Origin of the sequence: uncultured Treponema sp., assembly GCF_934725225.1 — a bacterium.
Lineage (GTDB): Bacteria > Spirochaetota > Spirochaetia > Treponematales > Treponemataceae > Treponema_D.
The window spans coordinates 176,746-197,521 of the sequence record NZ_CAKVAM010000005.1 but is presented as its reverse complement, the minus strand read 5'-3'; the positions used below and the strand labels follow the sequence as shown (position 1 = coordinate 197,521).

The 20,776-nt window shown below is 31.9% G+C and carries 20 protein-coding genes and 1 pseudogene; all 21 read left to right on the top strand.

What is annotated here, in order from left to right; translation table 11 throughout:
• Positions 1-47: 47 nt before the first annotated feature.
• Positions 48-1,043 (top strand): annotated as a pseudogene (locus Q0H92_RS09335) (acyltransferase family protein); the annotation flags it as partial.
• On the top strand, positions 1,040-1,726 hold the full coding sequence (locus tag Q0H92_RS09330; RefSeq protein WP_296014213.1) for an acylneuraminate cytidylyltransferase family protein: 687 nt from the start codon (positions 1,040-1,042) through the stop codon (positions 1,724-1,726). The pseudogene Q0H92_RS09335 and the gene Q0H92_RS09330, both read left to right, overlap by 4 nt.
• Positions 1,723-2,868 carry a LegC family aminotransferase gene (locus tag Q0H92_RS09325; RefSeq protein ID WP_296014208.1) on the top strand — a complete coding sequence of 382 codons (1,146 nt, stop codon included), beginning with the start codon at positions 1,723-1,725 and terminating at the stop codon, positions 2,866-2,868. The genes Q0H92_RS09330 and Q0H92_RS09325 overlap by 4 nt, the downstream gene beginning before the upstream one ends.
• Before the next feature lie 13 nt (positions 2,869-2,881).
• Positions 2,882-3,535 carry a hypothetical protein gene (locus Q0H92_RS09320; protein ID WP_296014204.1) on the top strand — a complete coding sequence of 218 codons (654 nt, stop codon included), beginning with the start codon at positions 2,882-2,884 and terminating at the stop codon, positions 3,533-3,535.
• An 8-nt stretch (positions 3,536-3,543) separates the two neighbouring features.
• Positions 3,544-5,055, top strand: a complete 1,512-nt coding sequence (locus Q0H92_RS09315; RefSeq protein WP_296014200.1) for an amino acid adenylation domain-containing protein — start codon at positions 3,544-3,546, stop codon at positions 5,053-5,055.
• A 22-nt stretch (positions 5,056-5,077) separates the two neighbouring features.
• Positions 5,078-5,323, top strand: coding sequence for an acyl carrier protein (locus Q0H92_RS09310; protein ID WP_296014196.1), 246 nt, complete (start codon positions 5,078-5,080; stop codon positions 5,321-5,323).
• A 140-nt stretch (positions 5,324-5,463) separates the two neighbouring features.
• Positions 5,464-7,023 (top strand): sodium:solute symporter family protein, encoded by a 1,560-nt coding sequence (locus Q0H92_RS09305; RefSeq protein WP_296014193.1) that lies wholly within the window; start codon positions 5,464-5,466, stop codon positions 7,021-7,023.
• Positions 7,024-7,030: 7 nt separating this feature from the next.
• A complete protein-coding gene (gene neuC, locus Q0H92_RS09300) occupies positions 7,031-8,140 on the top strand; it encodes a UDP-N-acetylglucosamine 2-epimerase (protein WP_296014191.1) in 1,110 nt (369 codons plus the stop codon).
• Positions 8,130-9,179 (top strand): peptidoglycan bridge formation glycyltransferase FemA/FemB family protein, encoded by a 1,050-nt coding sequence (locus Q0H92_RS09295; protein ID WP_296014189.1) that lies wholly within the window; start codon positions 8,130-8,132, stop codon positions 9,177-9,179. The genes neuC and Q0H92_RS09295 overlap by 11 nt, the downstream gene beginning before the upstream one ends.
• Before the next feature lie 2 nt (positions 9,180-9,181).
• Positions 9,182-10,180, top strand: coding sequence for an N-acetylneuraminate synthase (gene neuB, locus Q0H92_RS09290; RefSeq protein WP_296014188.1), 999 nt, complete (start codon positions 9,182-9,184; stop codon positions 10,178-10,180).
• A gap of 82 nt (positions 10,181-10,262) precedes the next feature.
• A complete protein-coding gene (locus tag Q0H92_RS09285) occupies positions 10,263-11,309 on the top strand; it encodes a nucleotidyltransferase family protein (protein WP_296014185.1) in 1,047 nt (348 codons plus the stop codon).
• A complete protein-coding gene (locus tag Q0H92_RS09280; RefSeq protein WP_296014183.1) occupies positions 11,310-12,674 on the top strand; it encodes a hypothetical protein in 1,365 nt (454 codons plus the stop codon). It abuts the gene before it with no gap.
• Positions 12,667-14,094 carry an oligosaccharide flippase family protein gene (locus Q0H92_RS09275; RefSeq protein WP_296014181.1) on the top strand — a complete coding sequence of 476 codons (1,428 nt, stop codon included), beginning with the start codon at positions 12,667-12,669 and terminating at the stop codon, positions 14,092-14,094. The genes Q0H92_RS09280 and Q0H92_RS09275 overlap by 8 nt, the downstream gene beginning before the upstream one ends.
• Positions 14,091-14,711, top strand: a complete 621-nt coding sequence (locus Q0H92_RS09270; RefSeq protein ID WP_296014180.1) for an acyltransferase — start codon at positions 14,091-14,093, stop codon at positions 14,709-14,711. The genes Q0H92_RS09275 and Q0H92_RS09270 overlap by 4 nt, the downstream gene beginning before the upstream one ends.
• A 148-nt stretch (positions 14,712-14,859) precedes the next feature.
• Positions 14,860-15,306, top strand: a complete 447-nt coding sequence (locus Q0H92_RS09265) for an acyltransferase (protein WP_296014178.1) — start codon at positions 14,860-14,862, stop codon at positions 15,304-15,306.
• A gap of 82 nt (positions 15,307-15,388) precedes the next feature.
• Positions 15,389-16,219 (top strand): NAD(P)-dependent oxidoreductase, encoded by an 831-nt coding sequence (locus tag Q0H92_RS09260; RefSeq protein ID WP_296014174.1) that lies wholly within the window; start codon positions 15,389-15,391, stop codon positions 16,217-16,219.
• Positions 16,219-17,181 (top strand): hypothetical protein, encoded by a 963-nt coding sequence (locus Q0H92_RS09255; protein WP_296014171.1) that lies wholly within the window; start codon positions 16,219-16,221, stop codon positions 17,179-17,181. Before Q0H92_RS09260 ends, Q0H92_RS09255 begins: the two co-directional genes overlap by 1 nt.
• Positions 17,182-17,264: 83 nt before the next feature.
• Positions 17,265-17,465, top strand: coding sequence for a hypothetical protein (locus Q0H92_RS09250; RefSeq protein ID WP_296014168.1), 201 nt, complete (start codon positions 17,265-17,267; stop codon positions 17,463-17,465).
• A gap of 264 nt (positions 17,466-17,729) precedes the next feature.
• A complete protein-coding gene (locus Q0H92_RS09245) occupies positions 17,730-18,965 on the top strand; it encodes a hypothetical protein (RefSeq protein ID WP_296014166.1) in 1,236 nt (411 codons plus the stop codon).
• Positions 18,966-19,007: 42 nt separating this feature from the next.
• Complete coding sequence (locus tag Q0H92_RS09240; protein WP_296014163.1) at positions 19,008-19,952, top strand: glycosyltransferase family 2 protein; 945 nt, start codon at positions 19,008-19,010, stop codon at positions 19,950-19,952.
• Between the two features lie 90 nt (positions 19,953-20,042).
• A complete protein-coding gene (locus Q0H92_RS09235) occupies positions 20,043-20,735 on the top strand; it encodes a glycosyltransferase family 2 protein (RefSeq protein ID WP_296014161.1) in 693 nt (230 codons plus the stop codon).
• The last annotated feature ends 41 nt before the right edge of the window (positions 20,736-20,776 follow it).

Sequence of the window (20,776 nt, the reverse complement as noted above, 5' to 3'; positions counted from 1 at the left end):
ATACATAAAATAGTACGGGGGGGGGACAAAGCAGAAACAATTTTCTTGATGCATTAAAGGGACTCTGTATAATTTTTGTCATTTTTACACATTATAGTTGGACTGAAAGTCAGAGATTAAAAATGCTCTTTCCATATTTTGTGGATATGGCAGTTCCTGTATTCATGATTATTTCCGGCTATGTGTATTTTTGTTCTTTTAGAAAAAATAAGATAGAGCATTTTGAAGATGCCTATAAAAGTTCTTTTTTTGTACCGAAAATTTTCCGCTATTTCGTTCCTTTTTTGATTACAATTTTTGTTGAGTTTGTATTATCTTTGCTTACAAACAATTTTAATTTTAGTTTTTTATTAGGAGTTATTCGAGGCGGATTCGGACCTGGAAGCTATTATTTTCCAGTGATGATTCAGTTTGTTTTTGTTTATCCGATTATTTACTTTTTGATACAGGAAAAAGGTCATAAGGGATTTTTTATTTGTATTGCATTAAATATTTTATACGAGTTTTTTCAACGGACGTATTTTATAACTGAAGAATGTTACAGATTGCTTATATTCAGGTATATTTCAGTAATTTCTTTCGGTTCGTTTTTGGCGAGTAGGGAGAACTGTTTTGATTTATGGGATAAAATTCTTTCATTCTGTATTGGTGCAGGTTTTATCTTCTTGATTTCATATACATCTTACAAACCGAAAATAATAATATATTGGACAGGAACAAGTTTTCTGGCAACTTTGTATATCCTGCCGATTTGTGATTTTATGATTAAGAAATGCACAAAAATAAGAATTCAACCTCTGGAGTGGCTTGGAAAAGCCTCGTTCAATATATTTCTCGTTCAAATGGTTTATTTTAATTACATTGGCTATTTGAGTTTTAAAATCTTTGAAAAAAATGCAAAACTGTATTTTTCTCTGGTTCTACAGAATGGGTTTAACATACTTTTATGTTCAGTGCTTGGACTTATGTTTTATGCAATGGAAAAGAGAATTACAAATAGAATTTTGACTTTAATAAAAATAAGCAATTTTAGGTCTTTATGAAAACGTTATATTTAATTCCCGCACGAGGAGGCAGCAAAGGAATTCCTCACAAAAACATAAAACCATTGTGTGGAAAACCTTTGATTGGATACTCGATAGATATTGCAAGAAAATTTGCAAATGACAAGGATATTTGTGTTTCAACTGATGATGTTGAAATAAAAAAGATTGCAGAAAATTATGGATTAAAAGTTCCATTTATGCGACCAGATTATCTTGCAAGTGATACAGCAACTTCAAGCGATGTTATTGTTCATGCCTTAAACTTTTATGAACAGTATGGAGTTCATTATGATGTTGTTGTTCTTTTGCAGCCAACATCTCCTTTGCGTCGGGTTGAAGATGTAAAGGGCACTATTGAATTATATGATAGTTCTTTTGACATGGTTACATCCGTAAAAGAGTCTTTTGTTTCTGCAGTTCTTTGCAGGGAAAATAAAGATGGTTTTTTGGAAGATGTGCTGTCTAATGGCTCTACACGAAGACAGGATGCAACGAAATTATATGAATATAATGGTGCGGTTTATGTTATTAATGCAAAAGCTGTTATAGAAAAAGGTCTTGGTGGTTTTAGTAAAATTAAAAAATATGTAATGCCTGAAATAAATTCTTTGGACATAGATACAATGACTGACTGGTACATTGTAGAAAGCTTAATTGAAAAAAAGGTTGTGACATTATGAAATATGCAGAAGAAATAAACTTTATAAAAAAACTATATAAAAACGAAGAGCATGTAATGCTTCATGCCCCGATTTTCATGGGAAATGAAAAGAAATACCTTGATGACTGCATAGACACAACTTTTGTTTCAAGTGTAGGGCAGTATGTAGATCGTTTTGAAAAAGATATTGAAACTTACACAGGTGCGACTCGTGCAGTTGTATGTGTAAATGGCACAATGGCACTTTTTATGGCTCTTAAACTTTGCGAAGTAAAGCCTGAAGATGAGGTTATAACTCAACCACTTACTTTTATTGCGACTGCAAATGCAATTGCGTATTGCAATGCTCAGCCTGTTTTCTGTGATATTGACGAGGAAACAATGGGGCTTGCTCCTAATTCTGTAAGGAAATGGCTTGAGAAAAATGCAGAACTTCGTGCCGATGGATGTTTTGACAAAAAAAATGGAAGGCGGATAAGCGCAGTTGTTCCAATGCACACATTTGGAAATCCAGTAAAAGTAGATGAGTTTGTAAAGCTTTGCGAGGAATGGAAACTTGCACTTGTTGAAGATGCGGCTGAGAGTATCGGTAGTTTTTATAAGGGGCGGCATACTGGAACATTTGGAAAAGTCGGGTGCATGAGCTTTAACGGAAACAAGACAATCACCTGTGGCGGAGGCGGAATGCTTCTTTTTATGGATGCGGAACTTGGAGAAAAAGCTAAACATCTTACGACACAGGCGAAAATTCCACACCGGTGGGAATTTAGGCATGACGCAATCGGATATAATCTGCGTATGCCAAATATAAATGCAGCTTTAGGTTGCGCGCAGCTTGAATGTATCGATAAAATTCTTGCAAATAAACGTGAAACTGCAATGGCTTATAGAGAATATTTTTCTAACAGCAAGGAAATTAAATACTTTGATGAGCCAAAAGACTGCAAGTCTAATTTTTGGTTTAATTCTATTCTTTTGCCGAATAAAAAAGCCCAGCAGGAATTTCTTGAGGAAACTAATGATAACGGAGTGCAGACCCGTCCAATCTGGGAACTTATGAACAGGCTTCCGATGTACAAGAATTGCCAGCGTGATGATTTGAAGAATGCGATTATGTTTGCAGACAGAGTTGTGAATATTCCAAGTGGATATAGAAAATAATGAGAGGGTAAATGTGAAAAAGACAGATAAAGTAATTTTTCTAGGGGGGGGCGGATTTGCAATTGAGTTATTTCAATATATGAAATTCGATGGATATTCTGTCTATGGTTATTATGATTTACATGAGGATAAAGATTTAAGTCAATATATTAAATATTTAGGAAATGAAAAGGAAGCTATAGCAAATAATATTCTTGATAAAGACGCTTATTATATAATTGCGATTCGCAACCTTAAACTTAGAAATCGAATGATTGATTTTATAGAATCAAATTCGTTAAAAGCTGGTTGCTATATTAGTGACAGTGTTTATCTGTCCCCAATAGCCAAGTTAGGAAAAGGAATAGTAGCCTATCCTAGGGCAATGATAACGGGTAATCCTGTTGTGGGGGATTTTCTTTTTATAGATTCTCTTTCAATATTAAGTCATGGTGATAAGATTGGCAGAAATGTTGTGATAGGTCCTTCTGTAATAATTACAGGTGATTGTACGATAGGCAATAATGTTACTTTTGGAGTTAATTCTTGTCTATTACCAGGAACAATTATTGGAAATAATTGCGAGATAGGGATTGCAACATTCCCTCCAAAGAAACTAAAAGATTATACAACTATATTAAACACTCCTGGAAAGGAATTTAGCACAAAATTTAATCCCAATTTTTAAGGTGATTTATGGCAAGGCTTATAACTGATTATTTAGATGAAACTGTAAAAAAATTTGGAGATAAAACAGCCTTTGTAGATTCAAAGAGAGCAATTACTTTTAAACAGCTTCAGATTGAATCAAAGCATATTGCAGAAAGGCTGATTAAGGAAAACCAATTTAAATCACCTATAGCGGTTTTTTTGGATAAGAGTGTTGAATGTATTTCGTCATTTTTAGGAATTGCTTATAGCGGTAATTTCTATACTATGTTGGATACAGAAATGCCAATGTCAAGAATAGAAAAAATTCTTGGAACATTAGAGCCGTTATCAATAATAACTGATAAAGAGCATTATGACAAAGTGAAAGAATTCTCTCGAAAATCAAAAATATTGCTTTATGAAGATTTGATGAAGGAGAATATATCTGAAGAAAAGTTAAGTAAAGTTCATGAGAATATTATAGATTCAGATGTTTTGTATGTTTTATTCACATCAGGTTCTACAGGAATCCCTAAAGGAGTTGTGACATCCCATAGGGCTGTGATTGATTATATAGATGCAGCTACGCAGGCTTATGATTTAACAGATAAAGAAATAATTGGAAATCAGGGACCTCTTTATTTTGTAATTTCAATAATTGATGTTTATGGTACAATTAGGAATGGAAGCACAACATTTATAATATCTCCAAGTTTGTTTATGTTTCCTTCAAAATTATTGCGATATATTAAAAATAACAAGATTAATTTTTTATATTGGGTTCCTTCTGCATTTGTGGTTATTGCAAATATAAATCCTTTTGAAAAAGTTGATATTTCCTGTGTTAAAAAGATGATTTTTGGCGGTGAGGTAATGCCAATAAAGCAATTAAATGTATGGAGAAAAGCAATACCCAATGCAATGTTTGTCAATGCTTATGGGCCTACAGAAATAACTGATGGGGCGACATATTATATTTTGAACCGTGAATTTGAAGAGGATGAAACATTGCCAATAGGAATTCCTTTTAATAACTGTAGTATTATTCTTCTTGATGAAAATAATAGAGAAGTAAAAGAAATTGGAAAGGAAGGGGAATTTTGCGTGAGAGGAAATTCTTTAGCTTATGGGTATTATAAGGAACCTGAAAAAACTGCGGAAGTATTTACTCAAAATCCATTAAACAAATATTATCCTGAAAAAATTTATCATACAGGTGATTTAGTTCGTTATAACAACTATGGGGAAATGGAGCATATTGGGCGTAAGGATTTTCAAATAAAACATATGGGACATCGTGTTGAACTTGGAGAAATTGAGGCTAATGTATCCACAATTGATGGAGTTGATGAGAATTGTTGTGTCTTTAATAATGAAAAGCAGCATATAATTCTTTTTTACACAGGAAAGATTGATTCTGATGAATTAGGTTCAAGATTAAAGGCAAAACTCCCAAATTATATGATTCCAAATCAAAGAATTAAATTGGGTCAAATGCCTAGGAATCTTAATGGAAAAATTGATAGAACAAAATTAAAAGAAAAAACTGAAATGTAAGAATTTTTAAAGGAGAATCTATATGAATAGCTGTACTGAAAAAAAAGTTGTGGAATTACTAAAAGAAATTGGAAATGATTTTCCAAAGATCTATGAGTCAATTGATTTGTTAAAATCCGGAGTGTTGGACTCTCTGGCAATTATGCAGTTAATGGATAGGCTTGAATCAGAATTCTGTATTGAAATAGATCCGGATGATGTTGCTCCGGAAAATTTGAATACGGTTTCTGCAATAGTAAGTTTGGTTGATAAGAATATCAATAAATAGCTAAAGACGAAAATGGAATTTTTTATTGCTTTATTTCTCGGCATATGGCTTTTTGTCTGTGGCTATATTTCCTATAAAAAACTGAAAAAAGAGATTTCAGAACAGCAAGGTGCTGAAAAGTGAATATATATTTTTTAGGAATGGTTATATCATTTGTTATCTATATAATGATAGGATATTTTATTAGTAGAAAAATCAAAGATGCAAATGATTTTTACGTTGCTGGTCGCAATGCGCCTTTGTTGCTTATTATTGGTTCTATGATTGCCTCTTATGTAAGTACTGGCATGTTTATGGGCGACGCAGGAGAATATTATAAGGGAATATTTTCTCCAATGACAATTCTTGCTACAATGCAAGTTGCCGGTTATATATTAGGAGCTGTTTTTTTTGGAAGATATTTAAGAAGAGCAAAAGTATTTACGATTCCGGAATATTTTGGAATTCGCTTTTGTTCTGAAAAATTAAGAGTTTTGTCAACGATAACTGCAATAATCACGATGACAGTCTATTTATTATCTGTGGTACAAGGTGTAGGTACTCTGATGCATGTGGTTACAGGTCTAAATTATAAACTTTGTGTTTTATTGGCTATAATAGTATTCAGTATTGTAACAATTTCCAGTGGGTCGAAAGGTGTATTAATTACAGATACGTTAATGTTTTCGATATTTACAATAGCTCTTATAGCAGCTGTTTTTGTAATAACTAAAAAATGCGGAGGTTGGTATTCTGCTGTTAGACAACTAAAATCGTTTGATATTAAGGACTTGCTGTCATGGCATGGAAATCTCGACTATATGTATTCAAAAGGTCAGGACAATGTTATATGGGGTATTGTGTATGGAATAGTCTGGCTTTCTGTCTGTATGGTCGGTCCATGGCAATCAAGCAGATATTTAATGGCAAAAAATGAGCATACCGTTATAAGATCTTCGGTCTTTTCTGCTTTTGGGATTTTTTTGTTACAGCTACTTGTTGGAATTGCAGCTGTTACAGTGAATTTATGTTGTCCTGAATTAGAGGATCAATCTCATGTTCTTATCTGGGCTTCTATGAATATTTTGCCTACGTTTTTAGGTGTGTTATTGCTTACAGGCGTTTTAGCTGCAGGAATATCTTCTGCTACTACGTTTTTGTCTCTTATAGGAGCTTCATTTGGTAATGATATTTATAAAAAGAAAGAAAAGTCTGTTGTAGTAAGTCGGATTTCGATGGGTGTTGTTAGTTTTGTGGTTCTTTTGCTTGCTGTGTTCAACCCACCTCAAATATTTTGGATTATGTACTTTGGTGGTGCAATAGTTGCCAGTTCTTGGATGCCTGTAGCTTTGGCTAGCATCTTATCAAAAAGAATAACGAAAGCAGGAGCTTTTGTTGGGATGTTAACGGGATTTTGCTCATGTTTCCTATTGAAATTATATTCTAATATTTGCAACATTACGTTACCTGTCATATTTGATCCTGTTATTGTTGGTATTATATCCAATATAATAGGGATATTTATTGGATCAGTATTTACGAAGGTTACTCCTGATGAATTACAAGCAACTCAAAAATTATTTATTGTTCCTGAAGAAGATAAAAAAATTACTGATATTTCCAGAACTTTAAAATATATGAAATTTGCACCAGGATTAGGCATATTAATATTTTTAATTTTGTTTTTTGTTTGGGTAATTCCATATAATTTCATTAAATAAAATTTATATGAAAAAAATTTGTTTTGTTACATCTGCGCGTTCTGAATATGGTCTTATAAAATGGATCATGAAAGACTTGCAGACAAAAAATAATATTCAGCTTCAGCTTATTGTAACTGGCGGTCATCTTTTAAAAAGCCAGGGACATACTATTGATGCAATAAAGGAAGACGGTTTTAAAATAGATGCTACTGTTGACTCAAACCTTGATATTTCTACTATGGAAACTATAGCGGAGTCTATGGGAAGAATGGCAGAGAAATTTGCCCCTGTTTTTGAACAGTTAAGACCGGATATTCTGGTTGTTTTAGGAGACAGATATGAATTGCTTCCTATAACAAACACCGCTTTTGTAATGAGAATACCTATTGCGCATATTTCAGGCGGCGATGTGACTGAAGGCGCGATTGATGATGGCGTCCGTAATTCTGTAACTATGCTTGCGTCTTACCATTTTCCAGGAACTGTAGATTCTGCCAAAAATATAGAGCGAATGCGTGGCTCAAATAAAAATATTTGGAGTGTTGGAGAACCTGGTTTGGATGCTTTTAACCGCTTGCCTATTATGACTAGACAGGAACTGGCAGATAATTTAGGCCTTGATTTGTCGAAAAAATGGATTCTTATGACGTATCATTCTGAAACTAGGGAATCTCTTGAATACAATCTATCTGCTGTAAAAAATTGTATACTGGCTTTAGATAAGCTAGAAAATTTTCAAACGGTTATAACTTATTCAAACGCCGATTTTGGCGGAGAGCAGATTAATGAATATATTTCGAATGTATCTTCAGAAAATCCTGAAAAATTTAAACAAATTCCGTCGCTTGGGCAGTTGCGCTATATAAGTTTTATGAAACAAGCTTCACTGGTAATAGGAAATTCCAGCAGCGGAATTGTTGAAGCCCCTGTGGCTCATGTTCCTGTTGTGAATATTGGCGACAGGCAGAAAGGCCGTTATCAGTGCAATAATATTGTACAGAGCGGTATATCTGTTGAAGATATTGAGAAATCTATAAATATCGCTCTAAACAAGAAAATAAATGAAGATGATTTGTATTATTGGGGCGATGGAAAGACTTCTGAAAAAATTGCAAAGGTGTTAAGTGAACTCTAAGATTGTTGGCGGTGGAATGCGTGTAGAAATTCTTCCATTTTGGGGAGACAAATTAAATTTATTTGCTCCCGAAAAAAAAGATATTTATTTTACTGAGGAGTATGTTTCGCTGTCTGCTTCAAAAAAAGAAACTCCTCTTTGTGTCATTTGCGAAGAAAATACCAATATAATGTTGCTTCCGTTTTTAAGAAGCACATATCAAAACTATTTTGATTTTGAAACTCCTTATGGATATGGTGGGCCGATTTCAAATTGTGATGACTCAACTTGGAATGAAAAAGCTCTAAGAGAAATGATTGCGTATTTAAAATCGCAAAACTATCTTGCTGGATTTATTCGCTTTCATCCATTACTGAATAATGCAGAATTTTGCCACAATGTTTTTGATGTAATCGATGACAGAAAAACAGTCGTAATAGATACATCTGAATCTGAGGAAGCCATTTGGAAAAATCAGATTTCATCAAAGAACCGAAATACGATTCGCAAGGCAGAAAAAAACGGTCTTGTTTTTTTTCGTGACAATGAATTCTTTCATCTTGAAGAATTTAAGATGCTTTACGATTCTACAATGGAACGGCTCGATGCTGATAGCTTTTATTTTTTTGATGATAATTATTATAAAAGATTTGTTGATATATTTAAGGGGAAAGGCTTTTTGGGTTGTATAAAAAAAGGCAATGAAATAATCAGTGCTGCTTTATTTATGTATGATGAATGTTATGGGCATTATCATTTGGCCGGAAGCAATAGAAATTATTCTTCTCTCGGTGCGAATAATCTGCTCCTATGGAAAGTAGCGTGTGAAATGCACAAGGAAGGTGTCAAAGAATTCCATTTGGGTGGTGGCACTAATGGCGATGAAGAAAATTCTCTCTTTAAATTTAAACAGTCCTTTAGCCATAATTTAAAGCAGTTTTCAATCGGAAAATTAATATTTGATACGAAGAAATATGAAGATGTTTGTCTTGAGTGGAAAAGACGAAATCCTTGCAAAACAGAGAAATATAAAAATTTTCTACTAAAGTACAGGTATTAGACATGAAACATACATTGATAATCGCTGAAGCTGGTGTCAATCATAATGGACGGCTTGATTTAGCTTTGGAATTGTGCAAGGCTGCAAAAGAAGCTGGAGCTGATGTTGTGAAATTTCAGACTTGGATAACTGAAAAAATTATAACGCATAATGTTGCGCAGGCAGATTACCAAACTGTGAACACAGGAAAGAAAGAAAGCCAGTTTGATATGCTGAAAAAACTGGAACTTTCGTATGACGATTTTAGAGAGATAAAGAAATATTGTGATGAAATCGGCATACAATTTGCTTCAACTGCAGATGAAAAATGGAGTCTTGATTTTCTTGTTGAGCTTGGAATTCCATTTATAAAAATTGGTTCCGGTGAAGTTACTAATATTCCGTTCTTACGCACAATGGGAAATAAGAAACTTCCTGTAATCATAAGTTCCGGAATGTCGTCTTTGGCAGATGTTGATGTTGCGCTCAGGACTCTCCGCGATTCAGGAACAAAAAATATTACGCTTTTGCATTGCATTACAAATTATCCTTGTCCTATGCAGGAAGTAAATTTGAATGCAATGCTTACTTTGAGAGACGCTTTTAAAGTTCCTGTTGGGTATTCTGACCATACAAAAGGTATTGAAGTTCCGATTGCCGCAGTTGCTTTAGGAGCAACGGTTATTGAGAAACATTTCACTTTAGATCGAAATATGGAAGGCCCTGACCATTTGGCAAGCACTGAGCCGGCTGAGTTCAAGAAGATGGTTGATGCAATCCGTAATATTGAAGTGGCTTTAGGAAGCGGAGAAAAAGTTCCAACTAAAAGTGAGTCTGATATTTCTAAAGTTGTTTTAAAGCGTTGTGTTGCCATGCAGGAAATAAAAGCAGGAGAAGTCTTTACTGACAAAAACCTTTGTGTAAAACGCAATGACAAAGGTCTTCCTGCTAAATATTGGGATTTGATTGAAGGAAAAAAAGCCACCAGAGATTATGTTGCTGATGAGGCGGTGGAACTGTAAAGAAAGTCGAGTAAAAAATCTTTTTACTCTTTTATTTTTATAATATAAATTGAATTTTTTATTCAATTTTTGGATCTTTGAAATGAATGGTTACTTGATTGATGAACAAACTTCTATTTTGGAAGCTTTAAAGAAAATAGATAAGCTTTCTAATTTAGGCACTAGGATTTTGTTTGCTGTTGATTCTGATAATAAAGTTGTTGGCTCTGTTTCAGATGGTGATTGCAGACGTGGTCTTATAGGTGGAAAATCCCTCGCTGACAAGATTTCAGAGGTGATGAATACAAATTTCACTTCGCTAAAACATGGAGAATATAGTCCTGAAACAATTCAAAAAATCAGAAATCTTGGGATTAAGTATGTTCCGGAGTTAAATATTGATGGAACGTTGTTTACTGTCAGAGATTTTTCAAATGGAAAATCCTATGTTCCTGTTGATGCTGTTATGATGGCAGGCGGCAAAGGCGAAAGATTAAGGCCTCTTACTTTGGATACCCCCAAACCTCTTTTAAAAGTTGCCGATAAGCCTATTATTGATTACAACGTTGAAAACTTAATTAATAGCTGTATTAACCATATAAATGTTACTGTGAATTATTTGGCTGAACAGATAGAAGAGCATTTTAAGAATCCGATAAACGGAGTACAGGTAAAGTGTGTACATGAACCGAAATTTCTTGGCACGATAGGTTCAATTAAATTTATTAGGGAATGGTATAATGACACAATTCTTCTAATGAACTCAGATCTTTTTACAAATATAGACATTGAAGCATTCTATATGCATTTCTTGAAGCACGATGCAGATATGAGTGTTGCCGGTGTTCCGTATAATGTGAATATTCCTTATGGAATATTTGAGCTTGAAAACACACGGGACATAAAGGGGATAATAGAAAAGCCCAGTTACCATTACTATGCTAACGCTGGTATTTATCTTATAAAACGAGACCTGCTGGATTTGATTCCTGACAATGAATTTTTTGACGCAACTGATTTTATGGACAAGCTCATAAAAAATAATAAAAAAGTAATTAGATTTCCTATTACAGGATATTGGATTGATATTGGAAAACCTGCCGATTTCAAGAGTGTACAGGAATTCGCAAGGAATATTAATAGAAGATAAATGATTTTAGATAACTCTTTTTTAAGATTTGAAAAAAAAAGTGATATTTTTCAAATAAAAAACGATAAAGGAATTTATATTTGGGATATTTTTAGGTATTATATCGGATGTTCTTTTGATAATGGAAGCCCGATTGTTAATTCCAATAAAAAGAATATACATAATACTCCGAAAATATGTCATATATTGAAATTACCTAAATATTTTTTTTGCTTTGTATATTGTTTGTTTTTTCTTTTTATTAGTAGAAAAAAATATGATAATATGTTTTTTGTTGCAAGCAGAAATCAATTTGACGGAGATTTTATAGATCAAAATTCTTTTGATACTTATAAATTATTTAAAAGCAAAAAGAATTTGATTATTGAAAGTTTTTTAAGAAGGAAGTCAAAGCATTATAATAGTGATATTTTTTTTACAGCATATTTACTGCCAACCATCAAATTAATATATCGTCCTAAAATATCAAAAGCTGATAAGGTTTGTATAGAAAGAATTTGTGCTTTATTGACTTCTGAATTTCCTAATAAAATAATAAAAGTTCATGATTTGTATGAACTTTTAATCTCTTTTTATAGGGATATATATTTATATAAGCGAATATTCAAACAACATAAAATTAATAAAATTTTTTTAACGCAAAATGGGATTCAAAAAGGTCTATTCTATATTGCTTCAAAGATGAAGATACCTTTATATGAATTTCAACATGGAATAATTGGCAGTTTTCATTATGCCTACAGTTATCCCCAAATAGAAAACTTGACGAATTTTATTTATATACCTTCGAAGTTCCTAACATTTTCTGATTATTGGTGCAATTCCTTATATACACCAATTAAAAATGTATGTATTGGAAATAATTATTTTAGTAAAAGCGTTCAAAAGAGAACAGACGCAAGTAAGATTCTTGTAATAGCAGCTGATGTATTTGGAAAACAGCTTGCCTCTGTCATAAAAAATGCTATCAATAATAACATAATAAAATCAACTGATGTCATATTTAAACTTCATCCAAATCAATATTTTGAAAAAACGTACTTTGATGATTTCTTTGATAAGGAAGTTACAGTTTATACTAACGAGTATTCTGTAAACGAACTGTTTGCAAAATCAAAATGTATGATAACAGTATGCTCAACAGCTGTTTATGAAGCTTTGCAGTCTAAAACAAAAGTATTAATTTATGAGTATGATATGTATAAAGATTTAAGTTTATTGTTTAATGATAAAAACTTATTTTTATTTGCTAATACTGATGAGTTGAATCAAGGTTTAAATGCCTCATTTCCAGATGATTATAAGGTTCCTGTGTTTTTTGAAAAATGCACATCAGAAAAAATAAAAAAAGCATTAGATGAATAGAAAACTTTTTTCAAACACAATTTTATATACAGTTGGAGAAGTAGTTCCAAGAATAATCTCGTTCTTGATGATGCCGATTTTTACTAGGTATCTTTCTCCAGCAGATTACGGAATTCTATCTTATACAAATTCCGTAATTGCGTTTATATATGTTTTATGTACTCTTGCGTTAAATACTTATGTTCTGAGGTTTTTCTTTGACTGTAAGACGAAGGAGGAAAGAAAAAAATTACTAGGCAATATTTTTGTGTTTATAGCTATTATCAATTTTGCAGTACTTGCGCTTTTTCATTTTACAGGACCTTTCATAATTGAGAAAGCTAAAATATCAGTACCATGGAAACCATATTTTAGACTTGCCATTCTTAATAACTTTTTGGAAAGTTTTTCAATTATTCCAATGCTTTATTATAGAATAAAGCAAAATGCAAAAATGTTTGTTGGTATTTCGCTAGGTCGTTGTATTCTGCAATATGTAGCAACATTTGTAATGCTTGTAGCCCTTGGCTGGGGAGTAATGAGCCAATATTATGGACGACTTATTACATTGCTACCATTTTTTGTTATTTATATAATCATAATGTTGCGACATACCAAAATGGGCTTGGATTGGAGACAGTTGAAACAAGGGTTGAAATTTTCTCTACCTTTGCTTCCTGGTTCTGTATCATACCTTGTGCTTACAAGCTTAGATAAAGTTATTCTTGAGCGTTATGTAAGTCTTGAAATAATAGGAATATATAATATTGCATATACAATTGCTTTTGCAATGAATATGATTATCCAAAGTTTTTATAAAGCCTTGGAGCCAAGTATTTTTCAAAAGTATAATGAAAATCCTGATATAGATGCATTTGTTCCATATATGAAAAAAATAAACAACATCTATAATTTTGCCTTATACGCATTGGCTTTGATTCTTTCTCTTTTTGCAAAAGAAGCGTTGATGATTATTGCTGGTGAAAAATATTATTCTGCAGCCTTTTATGTGCCTTTGGTTCTTATTGGAGTTATCTTTTCTGGAAGAAATGTGTTTATTGAATGTGCACTTACGGCAGAAAAACGCTCGATAATAAATGGAATAGGAACAATGGTTGGCTCTATTGTCAGTATAACAACTAATCTTATTTTAATTCCAAAAATTGGAGTTGTTGCAGCAACAATTGCGTTATCATTTTCTTATTTAATAATGAATATATATTTTAAAGTTTGCACAAAAATCAAATTTTTTAATAATTGGCAAGATATTGTTGGAATGTTAGTTTTCCTTTCCTGTTCAATTATTCCTCTTTGTAATTTTAGTTTATCAGAAATAGTTCTAATCAGAATGAAATTATTCGTTTATTTGTTGGCTATAGTTATATTGATGTATAATTATCATATATTTGCGTTCTTTAAGAATACTGAATTGAAAAAATGATTTTAAAGAAAATACTTTACAGACTAAGATTATACAAAATTTCCTTAATTAATAATTTTTGCTGGAACAGTTTTGGAAAGCATAGCAGAGTTATAAAGCCCATGCGTATTATTGGAAAGAAATTTATAAGTATAGGCTTTGATTCAATTATAATGAACGATGCCAGAATTGAAGCCGTGTATAATTATGGAGATGAAGTTTATTTTCCATCTATAAAAATTGGAGACAATGTAGATATTCAGCAGAGAGTTCATATTACATGTGCTGAAAGCATTAATATTTGTAATAACGTTTCTATTTTGCCTGATGTCTTGATTACTGACATAAACCATCCTTATATAGATATTTCTATTCCTCCAAAAAATCAGCATTTGGAACATAAACCTGTTTTTATCGGTGAGGAAACGATAGTTGGAATGGGAGCAAGAATCTTGCCAGGAGTAAAAATAGGAAAACATTGCTGTATTGGAGCAAATTCTGTTGTTACACAAGATATTCCTGATTACAGTGTGGCAGTAGGAATTCCTGCAAAAGTTGTAAAAAGATATGATTTTGATGAGTCTGAATGGATAAATGTTAGTAGAGATAAAAAGCTTATAGTAACGGGGGGGGGGTAAATAATCATCTTCGTTGCAGCTTCACTGTATGGACTGCAGCATGACATTGTTTTGTAAAATTCAAAGAAAAATACATACTCTCCTTGTGCATTTCAAGGAAAATATACGATATGGATATTTCGGACGACATTCTAAAATCATAAAACCAATGAGAATTGTTGGTAAAAAATATATTCATATTGGAAATAATGTGCATATCTTGAACGGAGCTAGAATAGAAGCTATTTCAAAATGGCACGAGCAAAGTTTTTCTCCAAGACTCACGATAGGTAATGAAACTTCTATTGAGCAAGGTTGTCATATAATTGCCACAGACAATCTTGCGATTGGAAACAATTGTGTGATTTCTGCGTATGTCTATATATCAGACTGCAATCATCAGTATATTCCAGGTAAACATATTATGGAAACTGACTTAGAAATAAAACAAACTTCTATAGGTGATAATGTTTTCATAGGTATTGGAGCAAAAATAATTCCTGGTATTAGGCTTGGCAATGGCTGCGTCATAGGCGCAAATTCAGTTGTAACACATGATGTGCCTGAGAAAACTGTAGTAGCAGGTGTTCCTGCTAAAATTATCAAATATCTTTAATAACCTTTCTGGTATCAGCAATAAAAAAAGTAACTAGACAATTATTTACAAATTTTAAAATCAACAATTTTTGGAACAATGCATGAAAATACTTGTAACTGGTGCGAACGGTTTTATGGGGCACGGAATCATAAAGGAGCTTTCAGAAAGCGGAAATGAGATTGTCGCCTCGGACTTCACTGATTTTACTTATGGATATAAAAATGTCTCTTCCATTGCCGGAAATCTTTTTGAAATAGAGAATCCGTTTGAGCATTTCGGCAAGCCTGATGTTCTTGTCCATCTTGCCTGGCGGGACGGATTCAAGCATGCCTCGGACAACCACATCCTTGACCTTCCGAAGCATTATGAATTCCTTAAGAAAATGGTTTGCGGCGGGGTGAAGAAGCTTGTCGTTCTTGGCAGCATGCACGAGGTCGGGTTCCACGAGGGAAGCATAAACGAGAACACTCCGTGCAATCCGCTTTCACTTTACGGAATAGCAAAGAACGCGCTGCGACAGATGACGGAGCTGCTCGTAAAAAATACAGAGACCCGGCTACAGTGGGTGCGTGGCTTTTACATTGTTGACAACACTGTGAAAGGCTGCTCGATTTTCTCAAAGATAATGCAGGCTGCGGCGGACGGAAAGAAGACATTTCCGTTCACGTCTGGAATAAACCAGTTCGACTTTCTGGATTTCAATGTCTTCTGCAAACAGGTGGCCGCTGTTATCCTGAATGACACGGTTTTCGGAACAATAAACGCCTGCTGCGGAAAGCCTGAGACACTTGCTTCCCGGGTTGAGCGATTTATCAAGGAAAACAATCTTGACATCAAACTTGAATACGGCGCATTCCCGGACAGACCTTACGATTCGCTTGCAATCTGGGGAGACAATACAAAGATAAAAAAGATTCTAGGGGAAGACTGATGATTGAAGCAATCAATAAAAAGAAAATACTTTTCTTTGGAATCGGATTTTATGATTATGAAAAAGTTATAAAGGAAAATCTTGAGAAAGAAGAAGCTATTATAGATTATATAAACGCTTGGGAGAAATTTCCATTTTATAAGCTTATTGTCCATATTAGCAAAAATTGGCAGATGAAATGCCTGCAAAAGAATCTCTTAAAGAAAATTTATTCTAAAGCAGTCGAAGAATATGATTTTGTTTTTGTAATAAAGGGAGATGTCTTTAATGCAGAAATTGTACAAGTGTTGCGTAAATCTCAACCAAAGGCAAAATTTATTTTATACGAATGGGATTCAATAAAAAGAAATCTTGGATTGTTAAATATTATAAAGCTGTTTAATTCAGTATTTTCTTTTGACTTTGATGACTGCGAAAAATATGGATTTAAATATAGAGCTTTGTTTGCAAGAGAAGTTTCTGTTCCTTCGTATGAAAAAGATATTGATTTATTCTTTCTTGGTTGGGCTCATTCAAACAGAATAAAAATGCTCAATGAGATATTCCAAAAGTATGAAAACAGCGATAAAAAAATTGTTCTTAAAATTCTAGTCGGGAAAATTCAGTATTTAAAACTTTTATTCAATAAGTCTATAAGTAAAAAATTCTTAAAAGAATGTATATTACATAATCCATTGAATTATGACGAATATTTAGCCTTGTTAAAAAGAGCTAAAGCCGTTCTGGATTTATGCCATCCAGATCAGTCTGGACTAACAATGCGTACTATAGAAACAGTTGCGATGAACAATTTTCTTTTTACAACGAACAAAAATATTAATAAAGAAAAGAATATAGATATTACAAGATATGCAATTATCTCAGGAGCTGATGATATTGATTTAAATGCATCTCGAAAAATTGAAACTAAAATATTTCCAGAATATGGGACGGAGCAGTTTTTGAGTGAATTGTTCAGATAGAAGATTGAATTATTAAAACATATTGGAAATATAAAAAATGAAAGCATTTGTAGAATATGTTCAAAATTCATTGGAAGAGTATATTGGAGAAATCTAAAAAATTAAAAATAAAAGGGCAACTTTCTAAGGAAATGGTTGTTGTCTCAAAAAACAATCAAGAAGAAAGTCTTAATGAATTTATCCACTTTGATTGTGAAAATAATTTATATATTGATTCAAATCAAAATGAGATAAATGAGCTGCTTTCAATATATTTAATATTTTTAAAAGATTTTGGGCTTTAATAGAAAAAGACTTGCAGAAACGTGAAAGCATTTTGATTTAGTATTGCTTTACTAAAATAAATATTAAAAATAATTTTTAGGTATAAATATTCTATCGGGGTTGATTTTTGTAATTTTTGAAAATGAAATCTCTTGATTATTATAAAAAAAATATTTTTTGAAAATTGATAATTATAAATTATTAGGATATTGCAAGGTAAAGCAAAATCCTTTCTGTTTAGCTTAAAGGTAGATTTATAAAAAATGAAACTAAATCCATTATATATGACAAAATTGAAATCATTAAGTTTTTTACTGAATGCAATTTTGATTTTTTCAGTTCTTGTTGATCCAACGAATGAGTTATTACATTTAAAAAACATTAGTTTTGTATTATTTGTTCTTGTGAGTCTGCCTTTTGCAAATTTTAGAGATTTAAAAATTATTCTCGTATTTTTATGTGTATATTTCATTTCATTTTTACTAGGTTTAATGTTTGATGAAAATTTAGATTATCAGCGAACTAATGGCATATTAAAATCATTTTTATTTTTAACATACATTTTTTGGTGTAGTAATCATTATTTAAAAAGTATAAAAATTTTCTATTATGTAATGTTATTTGTTGCCATTGTTAATATAGCAATTTATTTACTTATGACTAGTTCTCCTGATATTGAGTCCATTTTTTACTCTTTTTTTTCAACTCATAACAATGTTGTAATGGTTAATATGAATAGAACTTTTTTAGGTTTACATTTTGCTTCTGTTTATATACGAACATCTTCCGTTTTTACAATATGTCTAGCTTTTGTCTGTTACTATTACTTTACTACAAAAAAAAATAGCTATCTGATTCAGATGCTAATTTTTATGGGGGCGTTATTTTGTTCAGGAACACGTGCAAATATGCTCTCTGGAATTATGATTGTATTATTTGCGTATTCTTTTTATACATTTTATATAAAGAAAAAAACTCTAAAATTTATTCTAATTTTTATTTTATTTGCAATATCTGCACTTCTTGTTATTATGAAATTATTAAATGATAATGATGTTTCTTCTCTTGGAGTAAAGAAAAATCATATAATTTCATATCGGAATTTATTTGAGCAAAATCCTTTACAATTTGTTTTTTGTGGAAAAGGGCCTGGAACAATCTTTTATTCAAAAGGTTTCAATAGGTTTTGTTCTTATACAGAACTTTCTTATTATGATCTTATAAAAGATTTTGGTCTTATTCAAACTATTATCTTATGTTTACTGCTTCTTTCTCCTGTTTTTTTTATTTTTAAAAATACTGTTTTTGATAGATTTTTTAAAATTACTATTTCTATAGGATATTTAGCGTATCTTTTTATTAGTGGAACAAATCCTCTTTTAATCAGTTCTACAGGTTTCATAGTTTTTGCAATTATAGGAACATTGGGCACTTGTGAAAATTTTTCATTGGATATTGTTTATAAAAGTAAGTCTAAAAAACTATTTTTATTAAAACATATTTTTAAATATAAAAATTAATACACTCTAACTATTCTAAAAAAATATAAGACAGCGAAAACTATGAAAATTTCAATTCTTCTCGCAACATACAACGGAGAAAAATATCTTCGTGAACAGCTTGATTCAATTTTAAATCAAGACTTTAAGGATTTTATTCTTTATATTTCTGATGACGGAAGTTCTGACAATACTTTAAAAATCATTGCTGGTTATTCAAAGAAAGATGAAAGAATAAGAATTTTGCCTAAGCATGAGCCGAATAAATCTGCTTGTAAGCATTTTTTGTATATGCTTGAAAATGTTGAAAGCGATTTGTTCTTGTTCAGCGACCAGGATGATGTATGGACGAAAGACCATGTAAGCACGCTTATAAATAGATATAGTATTTTATCTGAAGATATAAAAAACAAACCAGTTTTAATTCATGGTGATTTAGAAGTTGTTGAAGAGAATCTTGATAGAATTTCAGACTCTTATATTAATTATATGAATCTGCCAAAAAATCCCAAAAATAAACATTTTTATTTTGTACAAAACAATGTTACCGGATGTGTAATGCTTATAAATAATGAGTTAAAAAATTTTGTTTTTTTGAATAAGCAAGATTTACTTAAAGATACTTCATCAATAATTATGCATGATTCTTTCTTTGCAACAATTGCTTGTGAATTTGGTAAAAAAATCTATGTTGATAAAACTATAGAATTATACAGGCAACATGGAAAAAATGTTGTTGGTGCATATGATACTAAATCATCAAAATATATTATAAGAAGATTTTTGGATAAGAAAAAATATCAAGAAGAACTTAAAGCATATAGAAAATTTGCTTTATTCTTTAAAAGTTATTTTGAAGAAAAGCTTTCAGAAATAGAGCTTAATAAATTAAATATTTTTGCAAATCTAAAAGAGTATTCAAAAATTTACAGAATATTTTTTGTTATAAAAAATGGATTTTTAAAACATGGAATAAAGAGAAATATTGGCTATTTACTATTTCTCTAAAAAAGCATTTTTCGTTTAACTATATAAATTTTTGTTTTTAAAATAAGAATCCTTCATTTCTACTCACTCTGTTAAGGAACAAATAAACTTATGATTTCTGTCTGTATGCCGACTTACAACGGCGAAAAATTCATACGAATACAACTGGAGTCGATTCTCTCTCAGCTTGGAAACGATGACGAAGTCGTGATTTCAGACGATTCTTCGGCTGACAAAACTGTTGAGATAATAAAATCATTCAACGACAGCCGGATTCATCTGCTTGAAAACAACTCTTTTCATTCGCCGATTTACAACCTTGAAAATGCCCTGAAAAACGCAAAAGGCGACTTCATCTTTCTTTCTGACCAGGACGATGAATGGACGGTGGACAAAGTTTCAGTCTGCATGGAAAAACTTAAAGACAGCGACCTTGTGATTCACGATGCGGACATTGTAGACGGAAACGGAAATCAGACATCGGAATCTTTCTTCAAGCTGAACCATACCAAAAGTGGAAAGTTCTATAACCTTCTGAAAAACGGCTATCACGGTTGCTGTATGTGCTTTTCAAAAAAACTTTGCGAAGCCTTGCTGCCTTTTCCGAAAAAGCTTCCTATGCATGATTCCTATATCGGAAACTTTGCGGCTTTCAATGGATACAAAGTGAAATTTTCTGACGAAAAGCTGATTCATTACAGAAGGCACAATTCGAATGCCAGCAATTCATCAGAAAAAAGTAGCCGTCCATTTTTTGCAAGACTTAAAGACCGTATCATTCTTTTGAAATCAATAAAGAAATAAATTTCTCAAAAATAAAAACTTTTAAATCTAAATCATAAAAA

Excerpts from the sequence above, each read along its gene's own strand:
- Q0H92_RS09330 (WP_296014213.1), top strand. The coding sequence starts at position 1,040 with ATGAAAACGTTATATTTAATTCCCGCACGAGGAGGCAGCAAAGGAATT.
- Q0H92_RS09245 (WP_296014166.1), top strand. The coding sequence starts at position 17,730 with ATGACAAAATTGAAATCATTAAGTTTTTTACTGAATGCAATTTTGATT.
- Q0H92_RS09280 (WP_296014183.1), top strand. The coding sequence starts at position 11,310 with ATGATTTTAGATAACTCTTTTTTAAGATTTGAAAAAAAAAGTGATATT.
- Q0H92_RS09325 (WP_296014208.1), top strand. The coding sequence starts at position 1,723 with ATGAAATATGCAGAAGAAATAAACTTTATAAAAAAACTATATAAAAAC.
- Q0H92_RS09285 (WP_296014185.1), top strand. The coding sequence starts at position 10,263 with ATGAATGGTTACTTGATTGATGAACAAACTTCTATTTTGGAAGCTTTA.
- Q0H92_RS09270 (WP_296014180.1), top strand. The coding sequence starts at position 14,091 with ATGATTTTAAAGAAAATACTTTACAGACTAAGATTATACAAAATTTCC.
- Q0H92_RS09305 (WP_296014193.1), top strand. The coding sequence starts at position 5,464 with ATGGTTATATCATTTGTTATCTATATAATGATAGGATATTTTATTAGT.
- neuC (WP_296014191.1), top strand. The coding sequence starts at position 7,031 with ATGAAAAAAATTTGTTTTGTTACATCTGCGCGTTCTGAATATGGTCTT.
- Q0H92_RS09310 (WP_296014196.1), top strand. The coding sequence starts at position 5,078 with ATGAATAGCTGTACTGAAAAAAAAGTTGTGGAATTACTAAAAGAAATT.
- Q0H92_RS09235 (WP_296014161.1), top strand. The coding sequence starts at position 20,043 with ATGATTTCTGTCTGTATGCCGACTTACAACGGCGAAAAATTCATACGA.
- neuB (WP_296014188.1), top strand. The coding sequence starts at position 9,182 with ATGAAACATACATTGATAATCGCTGAAGCTGGTGTCAATCATAATGGA.
- Q0H92_RS09265 (WP_296014178.1), top strand. The coding sequence starts at position 14,860 with ATGAGAATTGTTGGTAAAAAATATATTCATATTGGAAATAATGTGCAT.
- Q0H92_RS09275 (WP_296014181.1), top strand. The coding sequence starts at position 12,667 with ATGAATAGAAAACTTTTTTCAAACACAATTTTATATACAGTTGGAGAA.
- Q0H92_RS09315 (WP_296014200.1), top strand. The coding sequence starts at position 3,544 with ATGGCAAGGCTTATAACTGATTATTTAGATGAAACTGTAAAAAAATTT.
- Q0H92_RS09255 (WP_296014171.1), top strand. The coding sequence starts at position 16,219 with ATGATTGAAGCAATCAATAAAAAGAAAATACTTTTCTTTGGAATCGGA.
- Q0H92_RS09240 (WP_296014163.1), top strand. The coding sequence starts at position 19,008 with ATGAAAATTTCAATTCTTCTCGCAACATACAACGGAGAAAAATATCTT.
- Q0H92_RS09260 (WP_296014174.1), top strand. The coding sequence starts at position 15,389 with ATGAAAATACTTGTAACTGGTGCGAACGGTTTTATGGGGCACGGAATC.